The 17,395-nt window shown below is 66.3% G+C and carries 30 protein-coding genes; all 30 read left to right on the forward strand.

What is annotated here, in order from left to right; translation table 11 throughout:
* Window positions 1–106 precede the first annotated feature (106 nt).
* Window positions 107–1,315: a hypothetical protein gene (locus E6R62_RS11270; RefSeq protein ID WP_136213226.1), complete on the forward strand. Its 1,209-nt coding sequence runs from the start codon at window positions 107–109 to the stop codon at window positions 1,313–1,315.
* Between the two features lie 461 nt (window positions 1,316–1,776).
* Complete coding sequence (gene rpsJ, locus E6R62_RS11275) at window positions 1,777–2,085, forward strand: 30S ribosomal protein S10 (protein WP_003948644.1); 309 nt, start codon at window positions 1,777–1,779, stop codon at window positions 2,083–2,085.
* Window positions 2,086–2,099: 14 nt separating this feature from the next.
* Window positions 2,100–2,744, forward strand: coding sequence for a 50S ribosomal protein L3 (gene rplC, locus E6R62_RS11280; protein ID WP_007265899.1), 645 nt, complete (start codon window positions 2,100–2,102; stop codon window positions 2,742–2,744).
* Window positions 2,745–2,749: 5 nt separating this feature from the next.
* Window positions 2,750–3,400 carry a 50S ribosomal protein L4 gene (rplD, locus tag E6R62_RS11285; RefSeq protein ID WP_031152736.1) on the forward strand — a complete coding sequence of 217 codons (651 nt, stop codon included), beginning with the start codon at window positions 2,750–2,752 and terminating at the stop codon, window positions 3,398–3,400.
* Complete coding sequence (gene rplW, locus E6R62_RS11290; RefSeq protein WP_037792012.1) at window positions 3,400–3,723, forward strand: 50S ribosomal protein L23; 324 nt, start codon at window positions 3,400–3,402, stop codon at window positions 3,721–3,723. The genes rplD and rplW overlap by 1 nt, the downstream gene beginning before the upstream one ends.
* A 40-nt stretch (window positions 3,724–3,763) precedes the next feature.
* Window positions 3,764–4,600, forward strand: coding sequence for a 50S ribosomal protein L2 (gene rplB, locus E6R62_RS11295; RefSeq protein ID WP_136213227.1), 837 nt, complete (start codon window positions 3,764–3,766; stop codon window positions 4,598–4,600).
* A gap of 12 nt (window positions 4,601–4,612) precedes the next feature.
* Window positions 4,613–4,894 carry a 30S ribosomal protein S19 gene (rpsS, locus tag E6R62_RS11300; RefSeq protein WP_043230274.1) on the forward strand — a complete coding sequence of 94 codons (282 nt, stop codon included), beginning with the start codon at window positions 4,613–4,615 and terminating at the stop codon, window positions 4,892–4,894.
* A 43-nt stretch (window positions 4,895–4,937) separates the two neighbouring features.
* Entirely contained in the window at window positions 4,938–5,285 is a 348-nt protein-coding gene (gene rplV / locus E6R62_RS11305; protein ID WP_136213228.1) for a 50S ribosomal protein L22, read from the forward strand.
* A complete protein-coding gene (gene rpsC / locus E6R62_RS11310; protein ID WP_007265905.1) occupies window positions 5,285–6,124 on the forward strand; it encodes a 30S ribosomal protein S3 in 840 nt (279 codons plus the stop codon). Before rplV ends, rpsC begins: the two co-directional genes overlap by 1 nt.
* Window positions 6,125–6,129: 5 nt before the next feature.
* The gene (gene rplP, locus E6R62_RS11315; protein WP_030026326.1) at window positions 6,130–6,549 is read left to right on the forward strand and encodes a 50S ribosomal protein L16; all 420 of its coding nucleotides are present in this window, start codon (window positions 6,130–6,132) and stop codon (window positions 6,547–6,549) included.
* The gene (gene rpmC / locus E6R62_RS11320; protein WP_008739703.1) at window positions 6,549–6,773 is read left to right on the forward strand and encodes a 50S ribosomal protein L29; all 225 of its coding nucleotides are present in this window, start codon (window positions 6,549–6,551) and stop codon (window positions 6,771–6,773) included. Before rplP ends, rpmC begins: the two co-directional genes overlap by 1 nt.
* Window positions 6,773–7,054 carry a 30S ribosomal protein S17 gene (rpsQ, locus tag E6R62_RS11325; RefSeq protein WP_053682619.1) on the forward strand — a complete coding sequence of 94 codons (282 nt, stop codon included), beginning with the start codon at window positions 6,773–6,775 and terminating at the stop codon, window positions 7,052–7,054. Before rpmC ends, rpsQ begins: the two co-directional genes overlap by 1 nt.
* 130 nt (window positions 7,055–7,184) lie before the next feature.
* Complete coding sequence (rplN, locus tag E6R62_RS11330) at window positions 7,185–7,553, forward strand: 50S ribosomal protein L14 (protein WP_003956455.1); 369 nt, start codon at window positions 7,185–7,187, stop codon at window positions 7,551–7,553.
* A gap of 2 nt (window positions 7,554–7,555) precedes the next feature.
* Complete coding sequence (gene rplX, locus E6R62_RS11335) at window positions 7,556–7,879, forward strand: 50S ribosomal protein L24 (protein ID WP_136213229.1); 324 nt, start codon at window positions 7,556–7,558, stop codon at window positions 7,877–7,879.
* Window positions 7,879–8,430, forward strand: a complete 552-nt coding sequence (rplE, locus tag E6R62_RS11340; protein WP_030298216.1) for a 50S ribosomal protein L5 — start codon at window positions 7,879–7,881, stop codon at window positions 8,428–8,430. The genes rplX and rplE overlap by 1 nt, the downstream gene beginning before the upstream one ends.
* Before the next feature lie 5 nt (window positions 8,431–8,435).
* A complete protein-coding gene (locus E6R62_RS11345; protein ID WP_003956452.1) occupies window positions 8,436–8,621 on the forward strand; it encodes a type Z 30S ribosomal protein S14 in 186 nt (61 codons plus the stop codon).
* A 222-nt stretch (window positions 8,622–8,843) separates the two neighbouring features.
* A complete protein-coding gene (rpsH, locus tag E6R62_RS11355) occupies window positions 8,844–9,242 on the forward strand; it encodes a 30S ribosomal protein S8 (RefSeq protein ID WP_007265911.1) in 399 nt (132 codons plus the stop codon).
* Between the two features lie 20 nt (window positions 9,243–9,262).
* Complete coding sequence (rplF, locus tag E6R62_RS11360) at window positions 9,263–9,802, forward strand: 50S ribosomal protein L6 (RefSeq protein ID WP_136213230.1); 540 nt, start codon at window positions 9,263–9,265, stop codon at window positions 9,800–9,802.
* A 2-nt stretch (window positions 9,803–9,804) separates the two neighbouring features.
* Complete coding sequence (gene rplR / locus E6R62_RS11365) at window positions 9,805–10,188, forward strand: 50S ribosomal protein L18 (protein WP_030026334.1); 384 nt, start codon at window positions 9,805–9,807, stop codon at window positions 10,186–10,188.
* A 45-nt stretch (window positions 10,189–10,233) separates the two neighbouring features.
* Window positions 10,234–10,836 (forward strand): 30S ribosomal protein S5, encoded by a 603-nt coding sequence (gene rpsE, locus E6R62_RS11370; protein ID WP_136213231.1) that lies wholly within the window; start codon window positions 10,234–10,236, stop codon window positions 10,834–10,836.
* Window positions 10,836–11,018: a 50S ribosomal protein L30 gene (gene rpmD / locus E6R62_RS11375; RefSeq protein ID WP_053682614.1), complete on the forward strand. Its 183-nt coding sequence runs from the start codon at window positions 10,836–10,838 to the stop codon at window positions 11,016–11,018. Before rpsE ends, rpmD begins: the two co-directional genes overlap by 1 nt.
* A gap of 2 nt (window positions 11,019–11,020) precedes the next feature.
* Entirely contained in the window at window positions 11,021–11,476 is a 456-nt protein-coding gene (gene rplO, locus E6R62_RS11380; RefSeq protein ID WP_030154704.1) for a 50S ribosomal protein L15, read from the forward strand.
* 185 nt (window positions 11,477–11,661) lie between these two features.
* Window positions 11,662–12,975 (forward strand): preprotein translocase subunit SecY, encoded by a 1,314-nt coding sequence (gene secY, locus E6R62_RS11385; protein WP_136213232.1) that lies wholly within the window; start codon window positions 11,662–11,664, stop codon window positions 12,973–12,975.
* The gene (locus tag E6R62_RS11390) at window positions 12,975–13,622 is read left to right on the forward strand and encodes an adenylate kinase (RefSeq protein ID WP_136213233.1); all 648 of its coding nucleotides are present in this window, start codon (window positions 12,975–12,977) and stop codon (window positions 13,620–13,622) included. The genes secY and E6R62_RS11390 overlap by 1 nt, the downstream gene beginning before the upstream one ends.
* A 91-nt stretch (window positions 13,623–13,713) precedes the next feature.
* Window positions 13,714–14,550 carry a type I methionyl aminopeptidase gene (map, locus tag E6R62_RS11395; protein ID WP_136213234.1) on the forward strand — a complete coding sequence of 279 codons (837 nt, stop codon included), beginning with the start codon at window positions 13,714–13,716 and terminating at the stop codon, window positions 14,548–14,550.
* Between the two features lie 179 nt (window positions 14,551–14,729).
* Window positions 14,730–14,951: a translation initiation factor IF-1 gene (gene infA, locus E6R62_RS11400; protein WP_003956442.1), complete on the forward strand. Its 222-nt coding sequence runs from the start codon at window positions 14,730–14,732 to the stop codon at window positions 14,949–14,951.
* 73 nt (window positions 14,952–15,024) lie between these two features.
* Window positions 15,025–15,138 carry a 50S ribosomal protein L36 gene (gene rpmJ / locus E6R62_RS11405; protein WP_003956441.1) on the forward strand — a complete coding sequence of 38 codons (114 nt, stop codon included), beginning with the start codon at window positions 15,025–15,027 and terminating at the stop codon, window positions 15,136–15,138.
* Window positions 15,139–15,337: 199 nt separating this feature from the next.
* A complete protein-coding gene (gene rpsM, locus E6R62_RS11410) occupies window positions 15,338–15,718 on the forward strand; it encodes a 30S ribosomal protein S13 (protein ID WP_030710357.1) in 381 nt (126 codons plus the stop codon).
* A gap of 54 nt (window positions 15,719–15,772) precedes the next feature.
* On the forward strand, window positions 15,773–16,177 hold the full coding sequence (gene rpsK / locus E6R62_RS11415; RefSeq protein ID WP_003956432.1) for a 30S ribosomal protein S11: 405 nt from the start codon (window positions 15,773–15,775) through the stop codon (window positions 16,175–16,177).
* 195 nt (window positions 16,178–16,372) lie between these two features.
* The gene (locus tag E6R62_RS11420; RefSeq protein ID WP_007265920.1) at window positions 16,373–17,395 is read left to right on the forward strand and encodes a DNA-directed RNA polymerase subunit alpha; all 1,023 of its coding nucleotides are present in this window, start codon (window positions 16,373–16,375) and stop codon (window positions 17,393–17,395) included.

Raw genomic sequence — 17,395 nt, forward strand, 5'->3', positions numbered from 1 at the left:
ACAGGCGGCTGTCAGGAGGTGCGTATTTGGTCAGGGGCGGAAAACGGCTGGTCCGGGGGTGTGAGAGGCTCCGCAGCGCATGGTGTGGACATCTCAAGGTGGGGTTATGGGGAGCAACGACGACGCGGGCAGAACCGGCGTCTCCGACGAGGAGTGGGCGCGGTTCGTGCGGGACGCCGAGGCCGGGGTGGGGGAGGTCCCGAAGGAGCCGTCGGCGCGGGCGCGGATGGTGACCGAGCGGCTGCGCCGCCAGGACGAGGAGCGGGTCGCGCGGGAGTGGGGCTGGAAGGGGCGCAAGGCCCGCAAGGCCCGGCAGGCGGCCGAGCCCGCCGGATGGCGGTCCGGGCCGGCCTGGCAGGAGAGGGAAGGCCGCGGGAAGGGCAAGCGGCGGCTCAAGGCGACCGCGGCGATCGTGGCCATCGCGGCGCTCGCGCTGGTGGCCGTACGGCCGGAGCTGGTGATCGACCGGCTCACGGGCAAGACCGAGGCCCGGGAGAAGGCCGCGAACGCCGCCCCGCCGGCCGCCGAGACGGCGCGACCCTCGGCCGCGCCCTCGCAGGAGTACCCCGACCGACCGACCCTCCGCGAGCCCTTCCGCGGCTCACCGGCGTCGCAGTGGGCGGACGGCGCCGCCGGTATCGAGGTTCCGGAGGCGACGGCGGTCGGGGGGATGTCCGTGGGCCAGGTCGCGGACGCGCTGGCGAAGGCGAAGCAGTTCCTGGTCGCGACCAACCTGGACCCCGCGGTGCTGCGCGGTGAGCGCCCGGAGGCGGCGCTGAGACTTCTGGACCCGCAGGACGAGGAGCTGCGGCAGCATCTGGACGCCTCCCTCGCGCAGCCGACGCGTGAACGGGACCCGCTGAGCCTGTTCACCCGGTACAACCCGGCCGAACTGAAGCCCGTCGGCGACGTGGTCAAGGTGCGGGGACGCATGTGGGTGGAGCCGGGGAAGGAGCCCGGACGGGCCGACGTGAAGGCGGACTACTCCTTCGTCCACCCCTTCGTGAAGGTGGGCGGGAACCCGGAGGACGTCGCTCGGACCATCGTGCGGCGCGAACTCACCCTGACGGTCGCCGACCCGGGCCAGTGGCGGGTGACGCCCGGCACGGTGCGGCTCACGTCCTACCGGCAGGACCTCGGCAACAGCGCCTGCGACCGGTACGACGGGTACGTACACCCCTCGTTCTTCTCCGACCCGGCCGAGCCGGCGGGGTCGGAGAAGGCGCCTTCCGGCCCGCGCGTCGATCCGTACGACCGCAGCAAGAGCATCGGCGAGGGTTCGCAGGACGAGTGCGGGACGGTCTCCCGCTCCTGACCCGGGCCCCGCAAGGGCTCCCCGTCGCGTGGCAGGTTTGACGTGTCCGCGCGGCGGGGTATTGTTCTGCGCCCGATTGGCGCAGTACGTGTCTCATGTGGCAGACTACTCAAGTTGCTCGGTTGAGTGCCGATGCTGCGCGCCTCCCGCCGGGAGGACCGGAAGCGAGTCCCACAGTACTCGTCGTCTCTATCTGTCCCTCGGGGCAGCAATGGTGGCGGACGTACGGGAATCTTCTGGGAAGTGTCAGCACGGGGCCCACCAGGCACCCGGTGGGTGTTTCTCCCCCGAAGCGCGGTCCTGGGACCGCACCCCCTTGGACGAGGGAATTTCCGTATGGGAATTTTCTGTAGAGGGAGTGCGACACGCCCGACCGCGTGGGTCGGAGGGAAGCGGTGGAGAGATCCACAGCCGCCCGGGAGCCAGAGCGTTTCCACAACAGACAGGACTACGGAGTAGCCATGGCGGGACAGAAGATCCGCATCCGGCTCAAGGCCTACGACCACGAGGTCATCGACTCCTCGGCGAAGAAGATCGTCGAGACGGTGACGCGCACTGGTGCGTCGGTCGCGGGCCCGGTGCCGCTGCCCACTGAGAAGAACGTGTACTGCGTCATCAAGTCGCCGCACAAGTACAAGGACTCGCGCGAGCACTTCGAGATGCGCACGCACAAGCGCCTGATCGACATCCTCGACCCGACCCCCAAGACCGTTGACTCGCTGATGCGCCTGGACCTTCCGGCCGGCGTTGACATCGAGATCAAGCTCTGAGAGGCGTCGAGAAGATGGCAAAGCAGATCAAGGGCGTCCTGGGCGAGAAGCTCGGCATGACCCAGGTCTGGGACGAGAACAACCGTGTCGTCCCGGTGACCGTGGTCAAGGCCGGACCCTGCGTCGTTACCCAGGTCCGTACGAACGACATCGACGGCTACGAGTCGGTCCAGATCGCCTTCGGCGAGATCGACCCGCGCAAGGTGAACAAGCCCCTCAAGGGCCACTTCGCCAAGGCCGACGTGACCCCGCGCCGCCACCTGGTGGAGCTCCGCACCTCCGACGCCAGCGAGTACACGCTCGGCCAGGAGATCACTGCCGAGGTGTTCGAGTCCGGCGTCAAGGTCGACGTCACGGGCAACAGCAAGGGCAAGGGCTTCGCCGGTGTCATGAAGCGGCACAACTTCCGGGGCCTCGGCGCCGGTCACGGTGTGCAGCGCAAGCACCGCTCCCCCGGTTCGATCGGTGGCTGCGCCACCCCTGGGCGTGTCTTCAAGGGCATGCGCATGGCTGGTCGTATGGGCAACGAGCGCGTCACCACCCAGAACCTGACCATCCACGCGGTAGACGCGGAGAAGGGTCTGCTCCTCATCAAGGGCGCAGTCCCCGGTCCGAACGGCGGCCTCGTCCTGGTCCGTACCGCGGCCAAGGGGGCTTGAGGTTAATGAGCACCATTGACATCCTTTCGCCGGCAGGCGACAAGGCCGGTACCGTCGAGCTCCCCGCGGAGATCTTCGACGCGAAGACCAGCGTTCCGCTGATCCACCAGGTCGTCGTCGCACAGCTGGCCGCTGCCCGTCAGGGCACGCACAAGACCAAGACCCGTGGCGAAGTCCGTGGTGGTGGCCGCAAGCCGTACCGCCAGAAGGGCACCGGCCGCGCGCGTCAGGGTTCCACCCGCGCTCCGCAGTTCGCCGGCGGTGGCGTCGTCCACGGCCCGCAGCCGCGTGACTACTCGCAGCGGACCCCGAAGAAGATGAAGGTCGCCGCCCTCCGCGGTGCCCTCTCGGACCGCGCGCGTCACTCCCGCATCCACGTCGTCACCGGCGTGGTCGAGGGTGCCGCCTCCACGAAGGCCGCCAAGACGCTGTTCGGCAAGATCTCGGAGCGCAAGAACCTGCTCCTGGTCGTCGAGCGCGCCGACGAGGCCGCGTGGCTGTCCGCCCGCAACCTGCCCCAGGTTCACATCCTGGAGCCGGGCCAGCTGAACACGTACGACGTGATCGTCTCTGACGACGTGGTCTTCACTCAGGCCGCGCTCGAGTCCTTCGTGTCTGGCCCCAAGGCCGATGAGACCGAAGGGAGCGACGCCTGATGTCCGAGGCGACCGTTACCAGCAAGACCTTCACTGACCCGCGCGACCTGCTGATCAAGCCGGTTGTCTCGGAGAAGAGCTACGCGCTGCTGGACGAGAACAAGTACACGTTCATCGTCGCGCCTGGCGCCAACAAGACCCAGATCAAGCAGGCCGTCGAGGCGGTCTTCTCGGTCAAGGTCACCGGGGTCAACACGATCAACCGTCAGGGTAAGCGCAAGCGCACCAAGACCGGTTTCGGCAAGCGCGCCAACACCAAGCGCGCCATCGTGACCCTCGCTGAGGGCGACCGAATCGACATCTTCGGCGGCCAGGCCTCCTAACGGAGTCCTGAGTCGTCCGGAATCGGACGAGGACTGAGAAATGGGTATCCGCAAGTACAAGCCGACGACCCCGGGCCGTCGTGGCTCCAGCGTCGCCGACTTTGTCGAGATCACGCGGTCCACGCCGGAGAAGTCGCTGGTTCGCCCGCTGCACAGCAAGGGCGGCCGTAACAACACCGGTCGGATCACCGTTCGCCACCAGGGTGGCGGACACAAGCGCGCCTACCGCGTGATCGACTTCCGTCGTCACGACAAGGACGGCGTGCCGGCCAAGGTCGCGCACATCGAGTACGACCCCAACCGCACCGCGCGCATCGCGCTGCTGCACTACGCCGACGGTGAGAAGCGCTACATCATCGCGCCGCGCGGTCTGCAGCAGGGTGACCGGATCGAGAACGGCCCGACGGCCGACATCAAGCCCGGCAACAACCTGGCGCTGCGCAACATCCCGGTCGGTACGACCATCCACGCGATCGAGCTGCGTCCCGGCGGCGGTGCGAAGTTCGCCCGTTCCGCGGGTGCGTCCGTGCAGCTGCTGGCGAAGGAGGGCACCATGGCCCACCTCCGCATGCCGTCCGGTGAGATCCGTCTCGTCGACGCGCGCTGCCGCGCCACGGTCGGCGAGGTCGGCAACGCCGAGCAGTCGAACATCAACTGGGGCAAGGCCGGCCGCATGCGCTGGAAGGGCGTTCGCCCGTCCGTCCGCGGTGTCGCGATGAACCCGGTTGACCACCCGCACGGTGGTGGTGAGGGCAAGACCAGCGGTGGTCGCCACCCGGTCTCCCCGTGGGGTCAGAAGGAGGGTCGTACTCGCTCGCCGAAGAAGGCTTCGAGCAAGTACATCGTCCGCCGCCGCAAGACGAACAAGAAGCGCTAGGAGCGGGTTTAGATGCCGCGCAGTCTCAAGAAGGGACCCTTCGTCGACGGACACCTCATCAAGAAGGTGGACGCTCAGAACGAAGCTGGTACCAAGAACGTCATCAAGACCTGGTCCCGTCGCTCGATGATCATCCCGGCCATGCTGGGTCACACCATCGCGGTGCACAACGGCAAGACCCACGTCCCGGTGTTCGTCACCGAGTCGATGGTCGGCCACAAGCTCGGCGAGTTCTCGCCGACTCGCACCTTCCGCGGCCACGTCAAGGACGACCGGAAGTCGAAGCGCCGCTAAAGGCGGGGTGGTAACGACTATGACTTACACCGAAGGGACAACCATGGAAGCCAGGGCCCAGGCGCGGTACATCCGCGTCACGCCCATGAAGGCCCGCCGCGTGGTGGACCTTATCCGTGGCATGGATGCCACGGAGGCTCAGGCGGTCCTGCGTTTCGCCCCGCAGGCCGCGAGCGTGCCGGTCGGCAAGGTGCTGGACAGCGCCATTGCCAACGCCGCACACAACTACAACCACCCGGACGCTTCTTCGCTGTTCATCAGCGAGGCGTTCGTGGACGAGGGTCCGACCCTGAAGCGGTTCCGTCCGCGCGCCCAGGGCCGTGCCTACCGGATCCGCAAGCGGACCAGCCACATCACCGTGGTCGTCAGCAGCAAGGAAGGTTCCCGGTAATGGGCCAGAAGGTAAACCCGCACGGGTTCCGGCTCGGCATCACCACCGACTTCAAGTCGCGTTGGTACGCCGACAAGCTGTACAAGGACTACGTCAAGGAAGACGTCGCCATCCGTCGGATGATGACGTCCGGCATGGAGCGCGCCGGCATCTCGAAGGTTGAGATCGAGCGCACCCGTGACCGCGTGCGTGTGGACATCCACACCGCTCGTCCGGGCATCGTCATCGGCCGCCGTGGCGCCGAGGCCGACCGCATCCGCGGTGACCTCGAGAAGCTCACGGGCAAGCAGGTCCAGCTGAACATCCTCGAGGTCAAGAACCCCGAGCTCGACGCTCAGCTGGTTGCCCAGGCCGTTGCCGAGCAGCTCTCCTCCCGCGTCTCCTTCCGTCGCGCCATGCGTAAGAGCATGCAGGGCACGATGAAGGCCGGCGCCAAGGGCATCAAGATCCAGTGTGGCGGCCGTCTCGGCGGCGCCGAGATGTCCCGCTCCGAGTTCTACCGCGAGGGTCGTGTGCCGCTGCACACGCTGCGCGCGAACGTGGACTACGGCTTCTTCGAGGCCAAGACCACCTTCGGCCGTATCGGTGTGAAGGTCTGGATCTACAAGGGCGACGTCAAGAACATCGCCGAGGTTCGCGCCGAGAACGCCGCGGCCCGTGCGGGTAACCGCCCGGCCCGTGGTGCCGGCGCTGGCGACCGTCCCGCCGGCCGTGGTGGCCGTGGTGGCGAGCGCGGCGGCCGTGGTGGCCGCAAGCCGCAGCAGGCTGCTGGTGCCGAGGCCCCCAAGGCCGACGCTCCCGCCGCCGCTCCGGCCGAGAGCACCGGAACGGAGGCCTGACCGACATGCTGATCCCTCGTAGGGTCAAGCACCGCAAGCAGCACCACCCGAAGCGCCGTGGTATGGCCAAGGGCGGTACTGAGGTCTCGTTCGGCGAGTACGGCATCCAGGCGCTGACCCCGGCGTACGTGACGAACCGCCAGATCGAGGCGGCTCGTATCGCGATGACCCGCCACATCAAGCGTGGTGGCAAGGTCTGGATCAACATCTACCCGGACCGTCCGCTGACGAAGAAGCCCGCCGAGACCCGCATGGGTTCCGGTAAGGGTTCTCCCGAGTGGTGGATCGCGAACGTGCACCCGGGTCGGGTCATGTTCGAGCTGTCCTACCCGAACGAGAAGATTGCTCGTGAGGCGCTCACCCGCGCTGCTCACAAGCTTCCGATGAAGTGCCGGATTGTTCGGCGCGAGGCAGGTGAGTCGTGATGGCGACGGGAACCAAGGCGTCCGAGCTGCGTGAGCTCGGCAACGAGGAGCTCGTTGGCAAGCTGCGCGAGGCCAAGGAAGAGCTGTTCAAGCTGCGCTTCCAGGCTGCCACGGGCCAGCTGGAGAACAACGGCCGGCTCAAGTCCGTCCGTAAGGACATCGCCCGGATCTACACCCTGATGCACGAGCGCGAGCTCGGCATCGAGACGGTGGAGAGCGCCTGATGAGCGAGAAGAATGTGACTGAGACCCAGGACCGCGGCTTCCGCAAGACCCGTGAGGGTCTCGTCGTCAGCGACAAGATGGACAAGACCGTCGTCGTCGCCGTCGAGGACCGCGTGAAGCACGCCCTGTACGGCAAGGTCATCCGCCGTACGAACAAGCTCAAGGCTCACGACGAGCAGAACGCTGCCGGCGTCGGCGACCGCGTCCTCATCATGGAGACGCGTCCGCTGTCGGCGAGCAAGCGCTGGCGCATCGTCGAGATCCTCGAGAAGGCCAAGTAAGGAACCTCGCGCAAGCGAGTTCCGCCAGACATAGCCTGGGGGGTTTCCCTCAGGTCAGTTCCGCCAGGCTCGGCGAGGGGCTCCGGTAACGACCCCTCGCCGGGAACCGGCAGACAATCAGGAGATAGACGTGATCCAGCAGGAGTCGCGACTGCGTGTCGCCGACAACACTGGTGCCAAGGAAATCCTTTGCATCCGTGTTCTCGGTGGCTCCGGTCGCCGCTACGCGGGCATCGGTGACGTCATCGTCGCCACCGTCAAGGACGCGATCCCCGGTGGCAACGTGAAGAAGGGTGACGTCGTCAAGGCGGTCATCGTTCGCACCGTCAAGGAGCGCCGCCGCCAGGACGGCTCGTACATCCGCTTCGACGAGAACGCCGCTGTCATTCTCAAGAACGACGGCGACCCTCGCGGCACCCGTATCTTCGGCCCCGTGGGCCGTGAGCTGCGCGAGAAGAAGTTCATGAAGATCATCTCGCTCGCGCCGGAGGTGCTGTAAGCATGAAGATCAAGAAGGGCGACCTGGTTCAGGTCATCACCGGTAAGGACAAGGGCAAGCAGGGCAAGGTCATCGCGGCCATGCCCAGCGAGAACCGCGTCCTCGTCGAGGGTGTCAACCGGGTCAAGAAGCACACCAAGGCCGGTCAGACCGCTGGTGGTTCGCAGACCGGTGGCATCGTGATCACCGAGGCGCCGGTCCACGTCAGCAACGTTCAGCTGGTCGTGGAGAAGGACGGCCAGAAGGTCGTCACCCGCGTCGGCTACCGCTTCGACGACGAGGGCAACAAGATCCGCGTTGCCAAGCGGACGGGTGAGGACATCTGATGGCTACCACTCCGCGTCTCAAGACGAAGTACCGCGAGGACATCGCGGGCAAGCTGCGTGAGGAGTTCTCCTACGAGAACGTCATGCAGATCCCCGGCCTCGTGAAGATCGTGGTCAACATGGGTGTGGGCGACGCCGCCCGCGACTCCAAGCTGATCGACGGCGCCATCCGCGACCTGACGACGATCACCGGTCAGAAGCCGGCCGTCACGAAGGCCCGCAAGTCCATCGCGCAGTTCAAGCTGCGTGAGGGTCAGCCGATCGGCTGCCACGTCACCCTCCGTGGTGACCGCATGTGGGAGTTCCTGGACCGTACGCTGTCGCTCGCGCTGCCGCGTATCCGTGACTTCCGCGGTCTGTCGCCGAAGCAGTTCGACGGCCGTGGCAACTACACCTTCGGTCTCACGGAGCAGGTCATGTTCCACGAGATCGACCAGGACAAGATCGACCGTACCCGGGGTATGGACATCACCGTGGTCACCACGGCGACCAACGACGACGAGGGCCGTGCCCTCCTTCGTCACCTCGGCTTCCCCTTCAAGGAGGCGTAAGCGAGATGGCGAAGAAGGCTCTCATCGCGAAGGCTGCCCGCAAGCCCAAGTTCGGTGTGCGTGCGTACACCCGCTGCCAGCGCTGCGGTCGTCCCCACTCCGTGTACCGCAAGTTCGGCCTGTGCCGCGTGTGCCTTCGTGAGATGGCTCACCGTGGCGAGCTGCCGGGCGTGACCAAGAGCTCCTGGTAATTCCGCAGGTCCGCAAGGACTTGGGAAGTTCCAGGCACTCTCGGTAAGCATCTGGTCGGCGGATGCCCGGCCGCGCATGCCTTAGGCTTGTGTGGTTGGGCGTCCGCCGCCCATAACGACTTACTACGCCGTAGGTCCCCGCACCGCACCCGTCCCGCCACTGAGTGGGGAGAGGGATGGCGCATACAGGAAACCCCGGCGAGAGAGGCCGAAGGCCACTTCATGACCATGACTGACCCGATCGCAGACATGCTCACGCGTCTGCGTAACGCTAACTCGGCGTACCACGACACCGTCGTGATGCCGCACAGCAAGATCAAGTCGCACATCGCAGAGATCCTCAAGCAGGAGGGTTTCATCACCGGCTGGAAGGTCGAGGACGCCGAGGTCGGCAAGAACCTCGTCCTCGAGCTGAAGTTCGGGCCGAACCGTGAGCGCTCCATCGCGGGCATCAAGCGGATCTCGAAGCCCGGTCTGCGCGTGTACGCGAAGTCCACCAACCTGCCGAAGGTGCTCGGCGGCCTGGGCGTGGCGATCATCTCCACGTCCCACGGTCTCCTCACCGGCCAGCAGGCAGGCAAGAAGGGCGTAGGTGGGGAAGTCCTCGCCTACGTCTGGTAGTCGGGAACGGAGGAAAAGCAATGTCGCGAATCGGCAAGCTCCCCATCCAGGTTCCCGCCGGTGTGGACGTCACCATCGATGGCCGCACGGTCGCGGTGAAGGGCCCCAAGGGTTCCCTCTCGCACACCGTCGCTGCGCCCATCGCCGTCGTCAAGGGTGAGGACGGCGTCCTGAACGTCGTCCGTCCGAACGACGAGCGTCAGAACAAGGCCCTGCACGGCCTGTCCCGCACGCTGGTGGCGAACATGATCACCGGTGTGACCACGGGATACGTCAAGGCTCTCGAAATCAGCGGTGTTGGTTACCGCGTCGCCGCGAAGGGCTCCGACCTGGAGTTCCAGCTTGGCTACAGCCACCCGATCCTGATCGAGGCGCCCGAGGGCATCTCCTTCAAGGTCGAGTCGCCCACCAAGTTCACGGTCGAGGGCATCGACAAGCAGAAGGTCGGCGAGGTCGCCGCCAACATCCGCAAGCTGCGGAAGCCCGACCCGTACAAGGCCAAGGGTGTCAAGTACGCCGGCGAAGTCATCCGCCGCAAGGTCGGAAAGGCTGGTAAGTAGCCATGGCATACGGTGTGAAGATCGCCAAGGGCGACGCGTACAAGCGCGCTGCCAAGGCTCGCCGCCACATCCGCATCCGCAAGAACGTCTCGGGTACGGCGGAGCGTCCGCGCCTCGTCGTGACGCGTTCCAACCGCAACATCGTTGCTCAGGTCATCGACGACCTCCAGGGTCACACCCTGGCGTCCGCGTCGACCCTGGACGCTTCGATCCGCGGTGGCGAAGGCGACAAGAGCGCCCAGGCCCAGGCTGTCGGCGCGCTCGTCGCCGAGCGTGCCAAGGCCGCGGGTGTCGAGACCGTCGTGTTCGACCGCGGTGGCAACCGATACGCCGGGCGCATTGCCGCTCTGGCTGACGCCGCCCGCGAAGCCGGGCTGAAGTTCTAAGCCCCGGTTCCGGGACTCACGGACGTAACAGAGAGAGGTAATCCAATGGCTGGACCCCAGCGCCGCGGAAGCGGTGCCGGTGGCGGCGAGCGGCGGGACCGGAAGGGTCGCGACGGTGGCCCTGCCGCCGAGAAGACCGCTTACGTTGAGCGCGTTGTCGCGATCAACCGCGTCGCCAAGGTTGTCAAGGGTGGTCGCCGCTTCAGCTTCACCGCGCTGGTCGTGGTGGGCGACGGTGACGGCACCGTAGGTGTCGGTTACGGCAAGGCCAAGGAAGTTCCCGCGGCCATCGCCAAGGGTGTCGAGGAAGCCAAGAAGAACTTCTTCAAGGTTCCGCGCATCCAGGGCACCATCCCTCACCCGATTCAGGGCGAGAAGGCCGCGGGCGTCGTCATGCTCAAGCCGGCTTCCCCGGGTACCGGCGTTATCGCCGGTGGTCCGGTGCGTGCCGTGCTGGAGTGCGCCGGCGTACACGACATCCTGTCGAAGTCGCTCGGCTCTTCGAACGCGATCAACATCGTGCACGCGACCGTGGCGGCCCTCCAGGGCCTGCAGCGTCCCGAGGAGATCGCGGCTCGCCGTGGTCTGCCCCTCGAGGACGTCGCCCCCGCGGCCCTGCTTCGTGCACGTGCTGGGGCGGGTGTCTGATGGCCCGCCTCAAGATCACGCAGACGAAGTCGTACATCGGCAGCAAGCAGAACCACCGCGACACTCTGCGTTCGCTCGGGCTCAAGCGCCTGAACGACGTGGTCGTCAAGGAGGACCGCCCCGAGTTCCGCGGAATGGTGCAGACCGTCCGCCACCTCGTGACGGTTGAGGAGGTTGACTAATCATGGCTGAGAACAGCCCGCTGAAGGCCCACAACCTCCGTCCCGCCCCCGGCGCCAAGACCGCGAAGACCCGTGTCGGTCGTGGTGAGGCGTCGAAGGGTAAGACGGCCGGTCGTGGTACGAAGGGCCAGAAGGCCCGTTACCAGATCCCGCAGCGCTTCGAGGGTGGGCAGATGCCCCTCCACATGCGTCTGCCGAAGCTCAAGGGCTTCAAGAACCCGTTCCGCACCGAGTTCCAGGTGGTCAACCTGGACAAGCTCGGCGCTCTCTACCCCGAGGGTGGAGAGGTCACGGTGGCCGACCTGGTCGCCAAGGGCGCGGTTCGCAAGAACAGCCTCGTCAAGGTCCTGGGCCAGGGCGAGATCTCCGTGGCGCTGACGGTTTCGGTTGACGCCGTCTCCGCTTCCGCCAAGGAGAAGATTGCCGCTGCCGGCGGCACCGTCACCGAGCTCGTCTAAGACGAACGCACGTGACGAATAGCTAAAACCCGACCGGGGATGCCTCACATATGGGGCATCCCCGGTTGGTCGTTCCACGGGGGGCGCAGTCGCCGGTAAGGTGGCTGCACCTTTGCTTGTACGTATTCGTCGATCCCTCAGACCGTCACCTCTGACGCAGTAGCGCGGGGGTCGCAGGAGGCACCGTGCTCACCGCGTTCGCCCGGGCGTTCAAGACGCCCGACCTGCGCAAGAAGCTGCTCTTCACGCTCGCCATCATCGTGCTGTTCCGCCTCGGGTCCCACATCCCGGTCCCCGGCGTGAACTACAAGAACGTCCAGTTCTGTGTGGACCAGGCAGGGACCGGCAACAGCCTGTTCGGCCTCGTCAACATGTTCAGCGGTGGCGCACTGCTGCAGATCACGATCTTCGCGCTCGGAATCATGCCGTACATCACGGCGAGCATCATCCTGCAGCTGCTGACCGTGGTCATCCCGAAGCTGGAGAACCTCAAAAAAGAGGGTCAGTCCGGCACGGCGAAGATCACCCAGTACACGCGTTACCTGACGGTCGCGCTCGCGATCCTCCAGGGCACGGGTCTGGTGGCCACCGCCAAGACGGGTGCGCTGTTCGGCTCCTGCCAGCTCCGCACCGAGATCGTCTCGGACCGCTCGATCTTCACCATGATCACGATGGTGCTCACCATGACCGCCGGCACCTGTGTCGTGATGTGGCTCGGCGAGCTCATCACCGACCGCGGCATCGGCAACGGCATGTCGATCCTGATGTTCATCTCGATCGCGGCCGGCTTCATCGGCGCCATGTGGCAGATCAAGCTCCAGGGCAAGATCGCTGATGGATGGGTCGAGTTCGGCGTGGTGATCCTCGTCGGTCTCGCGATGGTGGCCCTGGTGGTCTTCGTCGAGCAGGCGCAGCGCAGGATTCCGGTCCAGTACGCGAAGCGCATGATCGGGCGCCGCGCGTACGGCGGGACCTCGACCTACATCCCGCTGAAGGTCAACCAGGCCGGTGTCATCCCGGTCATCTTCGCCTCGTCGTTGCTGTACATCCCGGCGCTGGTCGTGCAGTTCAGCGGCTCGACGGCGAGCTGGGCGACCTGGATCCAGAAGCACTTCGTCAAGGGCGACCACCCTTACTACATCGCGGCCTACTTCCTCCTGATCGTCTTCTTCGCGTTCTTCTACGTGGCGATCTCGTTCAACCCCGAGGAAGTTGCAGACAACATGAAGAAGTATGGTGGGTTCATCCCGGGCATCCGCGCCGGCCGGCCTACCGCCGAGTACCTGAGCTACGTACTCAACCGCATCACCTGGCCGGGGTCGCTGTACCTGGGTCTGATCGCTCTCGTGCCGACAATGGCGTTGGCGGGCTTCGGAGCGAACCAGAACTTCCCGTTCGGCGGGACGAGCATCCTCATCATCGTGGGTGTGGGTCTGGAAACCGTGAAGCAGATCGAGAGCCAGCTCCAGCAGCGTAATTACGAAGGGTTCCTCCGCTGATGCGTATCGTCCTCGTCGGGCCCCCCGGCGCCGGCAAGGGAACACAGGCCGCGTTCCTCGCCAAGAACCTGTCGATCCCGCACATCTCCACGGGTGACCTGTTCCGCGCCAACATCAGCCAGGGCACCGAGCTCGGCAAGAGCGCGAAGTCGTACATGGACGCCGGTGAGCTCGTACCGGACTCGGTCACCATCGGGATGGCCAAGGACCGGATGGAGCAGCCCGACGCCGCCAACGGCTTCCTGCTCGACGGCTTCCCGCGCAACCTCTCGCAGGCCGAGGCGCTCGACGAGATCCTCGAGACCGCGGGCCTCGGCCTCGACGCCGTCCTCGACCTGGAGGTCGAGGAGGACGAGGTCGTCAAGCGCATCGCCGGCCGCCGGACCTGCCGCAAGGACTCCGCGCACGTCTTCCACGTCACGTACGCGCCGCCGAAGACCGACGGCGTCTGCGACCACTGCGGCGGGGAGCTGTACCAGCGCGGGGACGACTCCGAGGACACGGTCCGCAACCGGCTGGCGGTCTACCACGCCGAGACCGAGCCGATCATCGACTACTACAAGGCCCAGGGCCTCGTGTCGACCATCCCCGCCCTCGGTGAGGTCGCGGACGTCACGCGACGCGCGATGGATGCCCTGAAGAAGTAGTCCCACGACGTGCAGGTACGGCCGCGGTGTCCGAGAGGCACCGCGGCCGTACTGTTGAGAAATCCGATTTCTGAAGGTGGAAGGCCGTTCCATGGTGCAGCTCAAGACGCCCGAGCAGATCGCGAAGATGCGCGAGGCGGGGCTGGTCGTCGCCGCGATCCACGCGGCGACCCGTGAGGCGGCCGTGCCGGGCGCCACGACCCGGGACCTGGACATGGTGGCCCGCAAGGTCATCGCCGACGCCGGCGCCAAGTCCAACTTCCTCGGTTACGGCGGCTTCCCCGCGACGATCTGTACGTCCGTGAACGAGGTCGTCGTGCACGGCATCCCGGACGACAAGACGGTCCTCAAGGACGGCGACATCATCTCGATCGACGCGGGCGCGATCGTGGACGGCTGGCACGGCGACGCTGCGTACACCGCGTTCGTGGGCACCGGTCACGCCCCGGAGCTCGTCGAGCTCTCCCGGGTGACCGAGGAGTCGATGTGGGCGGGTATCGCCGCGATGAAGCTCGGCAACCGCCTGGTGGACATCTCCAAGGCGATCGAGGGCTACATCCGCCGCCAGCCGCGGCCGGCGACCGGCAAGTACGGGATCATCGAGGACTACGGCGGCCACGGCATCGGTTCCGAGATGCACATGGACCCCCACCTGCTGAACTACGTCTCGCGCAAGCGGGGCAAGGGGATCAAGCTGGTCCCGGGCGTGTGCCTGGCGATCGAGCCGATGGTCTCGCTGGGCACCGCCCAGACGGAGGTCCTGGCGGACGACTGGACGGTCATCACCACGGACGGCACCTGGTCCTCGCACTGGGAGCACTCCATCGCCCTGACCGAGGCCGGCCCGATCGTGCTGACCAGCCCGGACTGCGGCAAGGCGAAGCTGGCGGAATACGGGGTCACCACGGCCCCCGACCCGCTGGGCTAGCCGCGTACCACCGGTCCCGGGCGAGGCGTCCGGGATTGGTGATCTAGTGTGTGGGGCAAACTTTCCGGATTCGTCTTTCTGGGTGCCCTGACGTAGACTGACTCGTCGGCTCCTTTGCATCCGCATGTCTTCATGTGGAGCGTGGAGCTGATCAAGGTAGCCGATTCGAAGGGCGAAGCGTGGCCAAGAAGCAAGGTGCCATCGAGATCGAGGGCACCGTGATCGAGTCCCTCCCGAACGCGATGTTCAAGGTGGAACTGCAGAACGGTCACAAGGTCCTCGCGCACATCAGCGGCAAGATGCGCATGCACTACATCCGCATCCTCCCTGATGACCGGGTTGTCGTGGAGCTGTCTCCGTACGACCTGACGCGTGGCCGGATCGTCTACCGATACAAGTAGATCTTGTCCTCACTCCCGACCGGACGTCCGTTCCGGCGCGGGTGGTGGCACTGACCCGGAGAACCTCACCAACATGAAGGTCAAGCCGAGCGTCAAGAAGATCTGCGACAAGTGCAAGGTGATCCGCCGTCACGGTCGGGTCATGGTCATCTGCGACAACCTGCGCCACAAGCAGCGCCAGGGCTGAAGCACGCCGACCGACCTGCCTTCCGCAGTTCTTCGCGCGACGTAAGAAAACGTACATACGCAGAACCCGCCCAGCCCCGAACGGGGCCGGCGGCACCTCCGGCGGGGGCCGGGGACCCGGACGTACCACCACCCATCAGGAGTGGTCGGCGGTCGGGAACGGTTCTGCGGAAGACCCCCGAACACACAGGAGCCATTGAATGGCACGCGTTTCCGGTGTTGACATCCCGCGCGAAAAGCGTGTGGAGATCGCACTCACCTACGTCTTCGGTATCGGGCGCACCCGGTCCAAGGAGATCCTCGCCTCCACCGGCGTGAACCCGAACACCCGCGTTCGTGACCTGGCCGAAGAGGACCTGGTCAAGATCCGCGAGTACGTGGACGCCAACCTCCGTACCGAGGGTGACCTCCGCCGCGAGATCCAGGCCGACATCCGTCGCAAGGTCGAGATCCAGTGCTACCAGGGCATCCGCCACCGTCGTGGCCTGCCGGTGCACGGTCAGCGCACCAGCACGAACGCGCGTACCCGCAAGGGCCCGCGTCGCGCGATCGCCGGTAAGAAGAAGCCGGGCAAGAAGTAGTCCTGTTCAGCGGTCTTGCGCTGTAGGACCGACCACCTCCCGTAGGAGATTTAGATGCCCCCCAAGGGTCGTCAGGGCGCTGCCAAGAAGGTGCGCCGCAAGGAAAAGAAGAACGTCGCTCACGGGCACGCCCACATCAAGAGCACGTTCAACAACACCATCGTCTCGATCACGGACCCCTCGGGCAACGTGATCTCCTGGGCCTCCGCCGGCCACGTCGGCTTCAAGGGCTCGCGCAAGTCCACCCCCTTCGCCGCGCAGATGGCCGCCGAGTCGGCCGCCCGCCGCGCGCAGGAGCACGGCATGCGCAAGGTCGACGTCTTCGTCAAGGGTCCGGGCTCCGGCCGCGAGACCGCGATCCGCTCCCTCCAGGCCACCGGCCTGGAGGTCGGCTCGATCCAGGACGTCACCCCCACCCCGCACAACGGCTGCCGTCCGCCGAAGCGCCGCCGCGTCTGATCCGGCGCGTCGGTGCCGTCCCCGCCGTAGCGGGGGTGATCCGCGCCGACGCGTCTGACGCAGCGATGCCTGTGCGTCCTTGAGTGTCCGGGCGGTACGACCCCTTCGGGGGCCGTGCCGCCCGTACCCTTGCAGTAGCCAGCAGTACCTGTCGGGCGTCAAATAGTGGGCGTCCACGACTGAAGGAACAAAGACATGCTTATCGCTCAGCGTCCTTCGCTGACCGAAGAGGTCGTCGACGAGTACCGCTCGCGGTTCGTGATCGAGCCGCTGGAGCCGGGCTTCGGCTACACCCTCGGCAACTCCCTGCGCCGTACGCTCCTGTCCTCGATCCCGGGTGCCGCCGTCACCAGCATCCGCGTGGACGGCGTCCTGCACGAGTTCACCACCGTGCCGGGCGTCAAGGAAGACGTCACCGACATCATCCTGAACATCAAGCAGCTGGTCGTCTCCTCGGAGCACGACGAGCCGGTCGTGATGTACCTGCGCAAGCAGGGTCCCGGCCTGGTCACCGCTGCCGACATCGCGCCCCCGGCCGGTGTCGAGGTGCACAACCCGGACCTGGTCCTCGCCACGCTCAACGGCAAGGGCAAGCTGGAGATGGAGCTGACCGTCGAGCGCGGTCGCGGCTACGTCTCCGCCGTCCAGAACAAGCAGCTGGGCCAGGAGATCGGCCGCATCCCGGTCGACTCGATCTACAGCCCGGTCCTCAAGGTCACCTACAAGGTCGAGGCGACCCGAGTCGAGCAGCGCACCGACTTCGACAAGCTGATCGTCGACGTCGAGACCAAGCAGGCCATGCGCCCGCGTGACGCCATGGCGTCCGCCGGCAAGACCCTGGTCGAGCTGTTCGGTCTGGCGCGCGAGCTCAACATCGACGCCGAGGGCATCGACATGGGCCCGTCCCCCACGGACGCCGCCCTGGCCGCCGACCTGGCGCTGCCGATCGAGGAGCTGGAGCTCACCGTTCGGTCCTACAACTGCCTCAAGCGCGAGGGCATCCACTCCGTGGGTGAGCTCGTCGCCCGCTCCGAGGCGGACCTGCTCGACATCCGCAACTTCGGTGCGAAGTCGATCGACGAGGTCAAGGCGAAGCTGGCCGGCATGGGCCTGGCCCTCAAGGACAGCCCGCCCGGATTCGACCCGACCGCCGCCGCCGACGCCTTCGGCGCCGACGACGACGCGGACGCCGGTTTCGTGGAGACCGAGCAGTACTGA

This window comes from Streptomyces sp. A1136, from assembly GCF_004795055.1.
Lineage (GTDB): Bacteria > Actinomycetota > Actinomycetes > Streptomycetales > Streptomycetaceae > Streptomyces.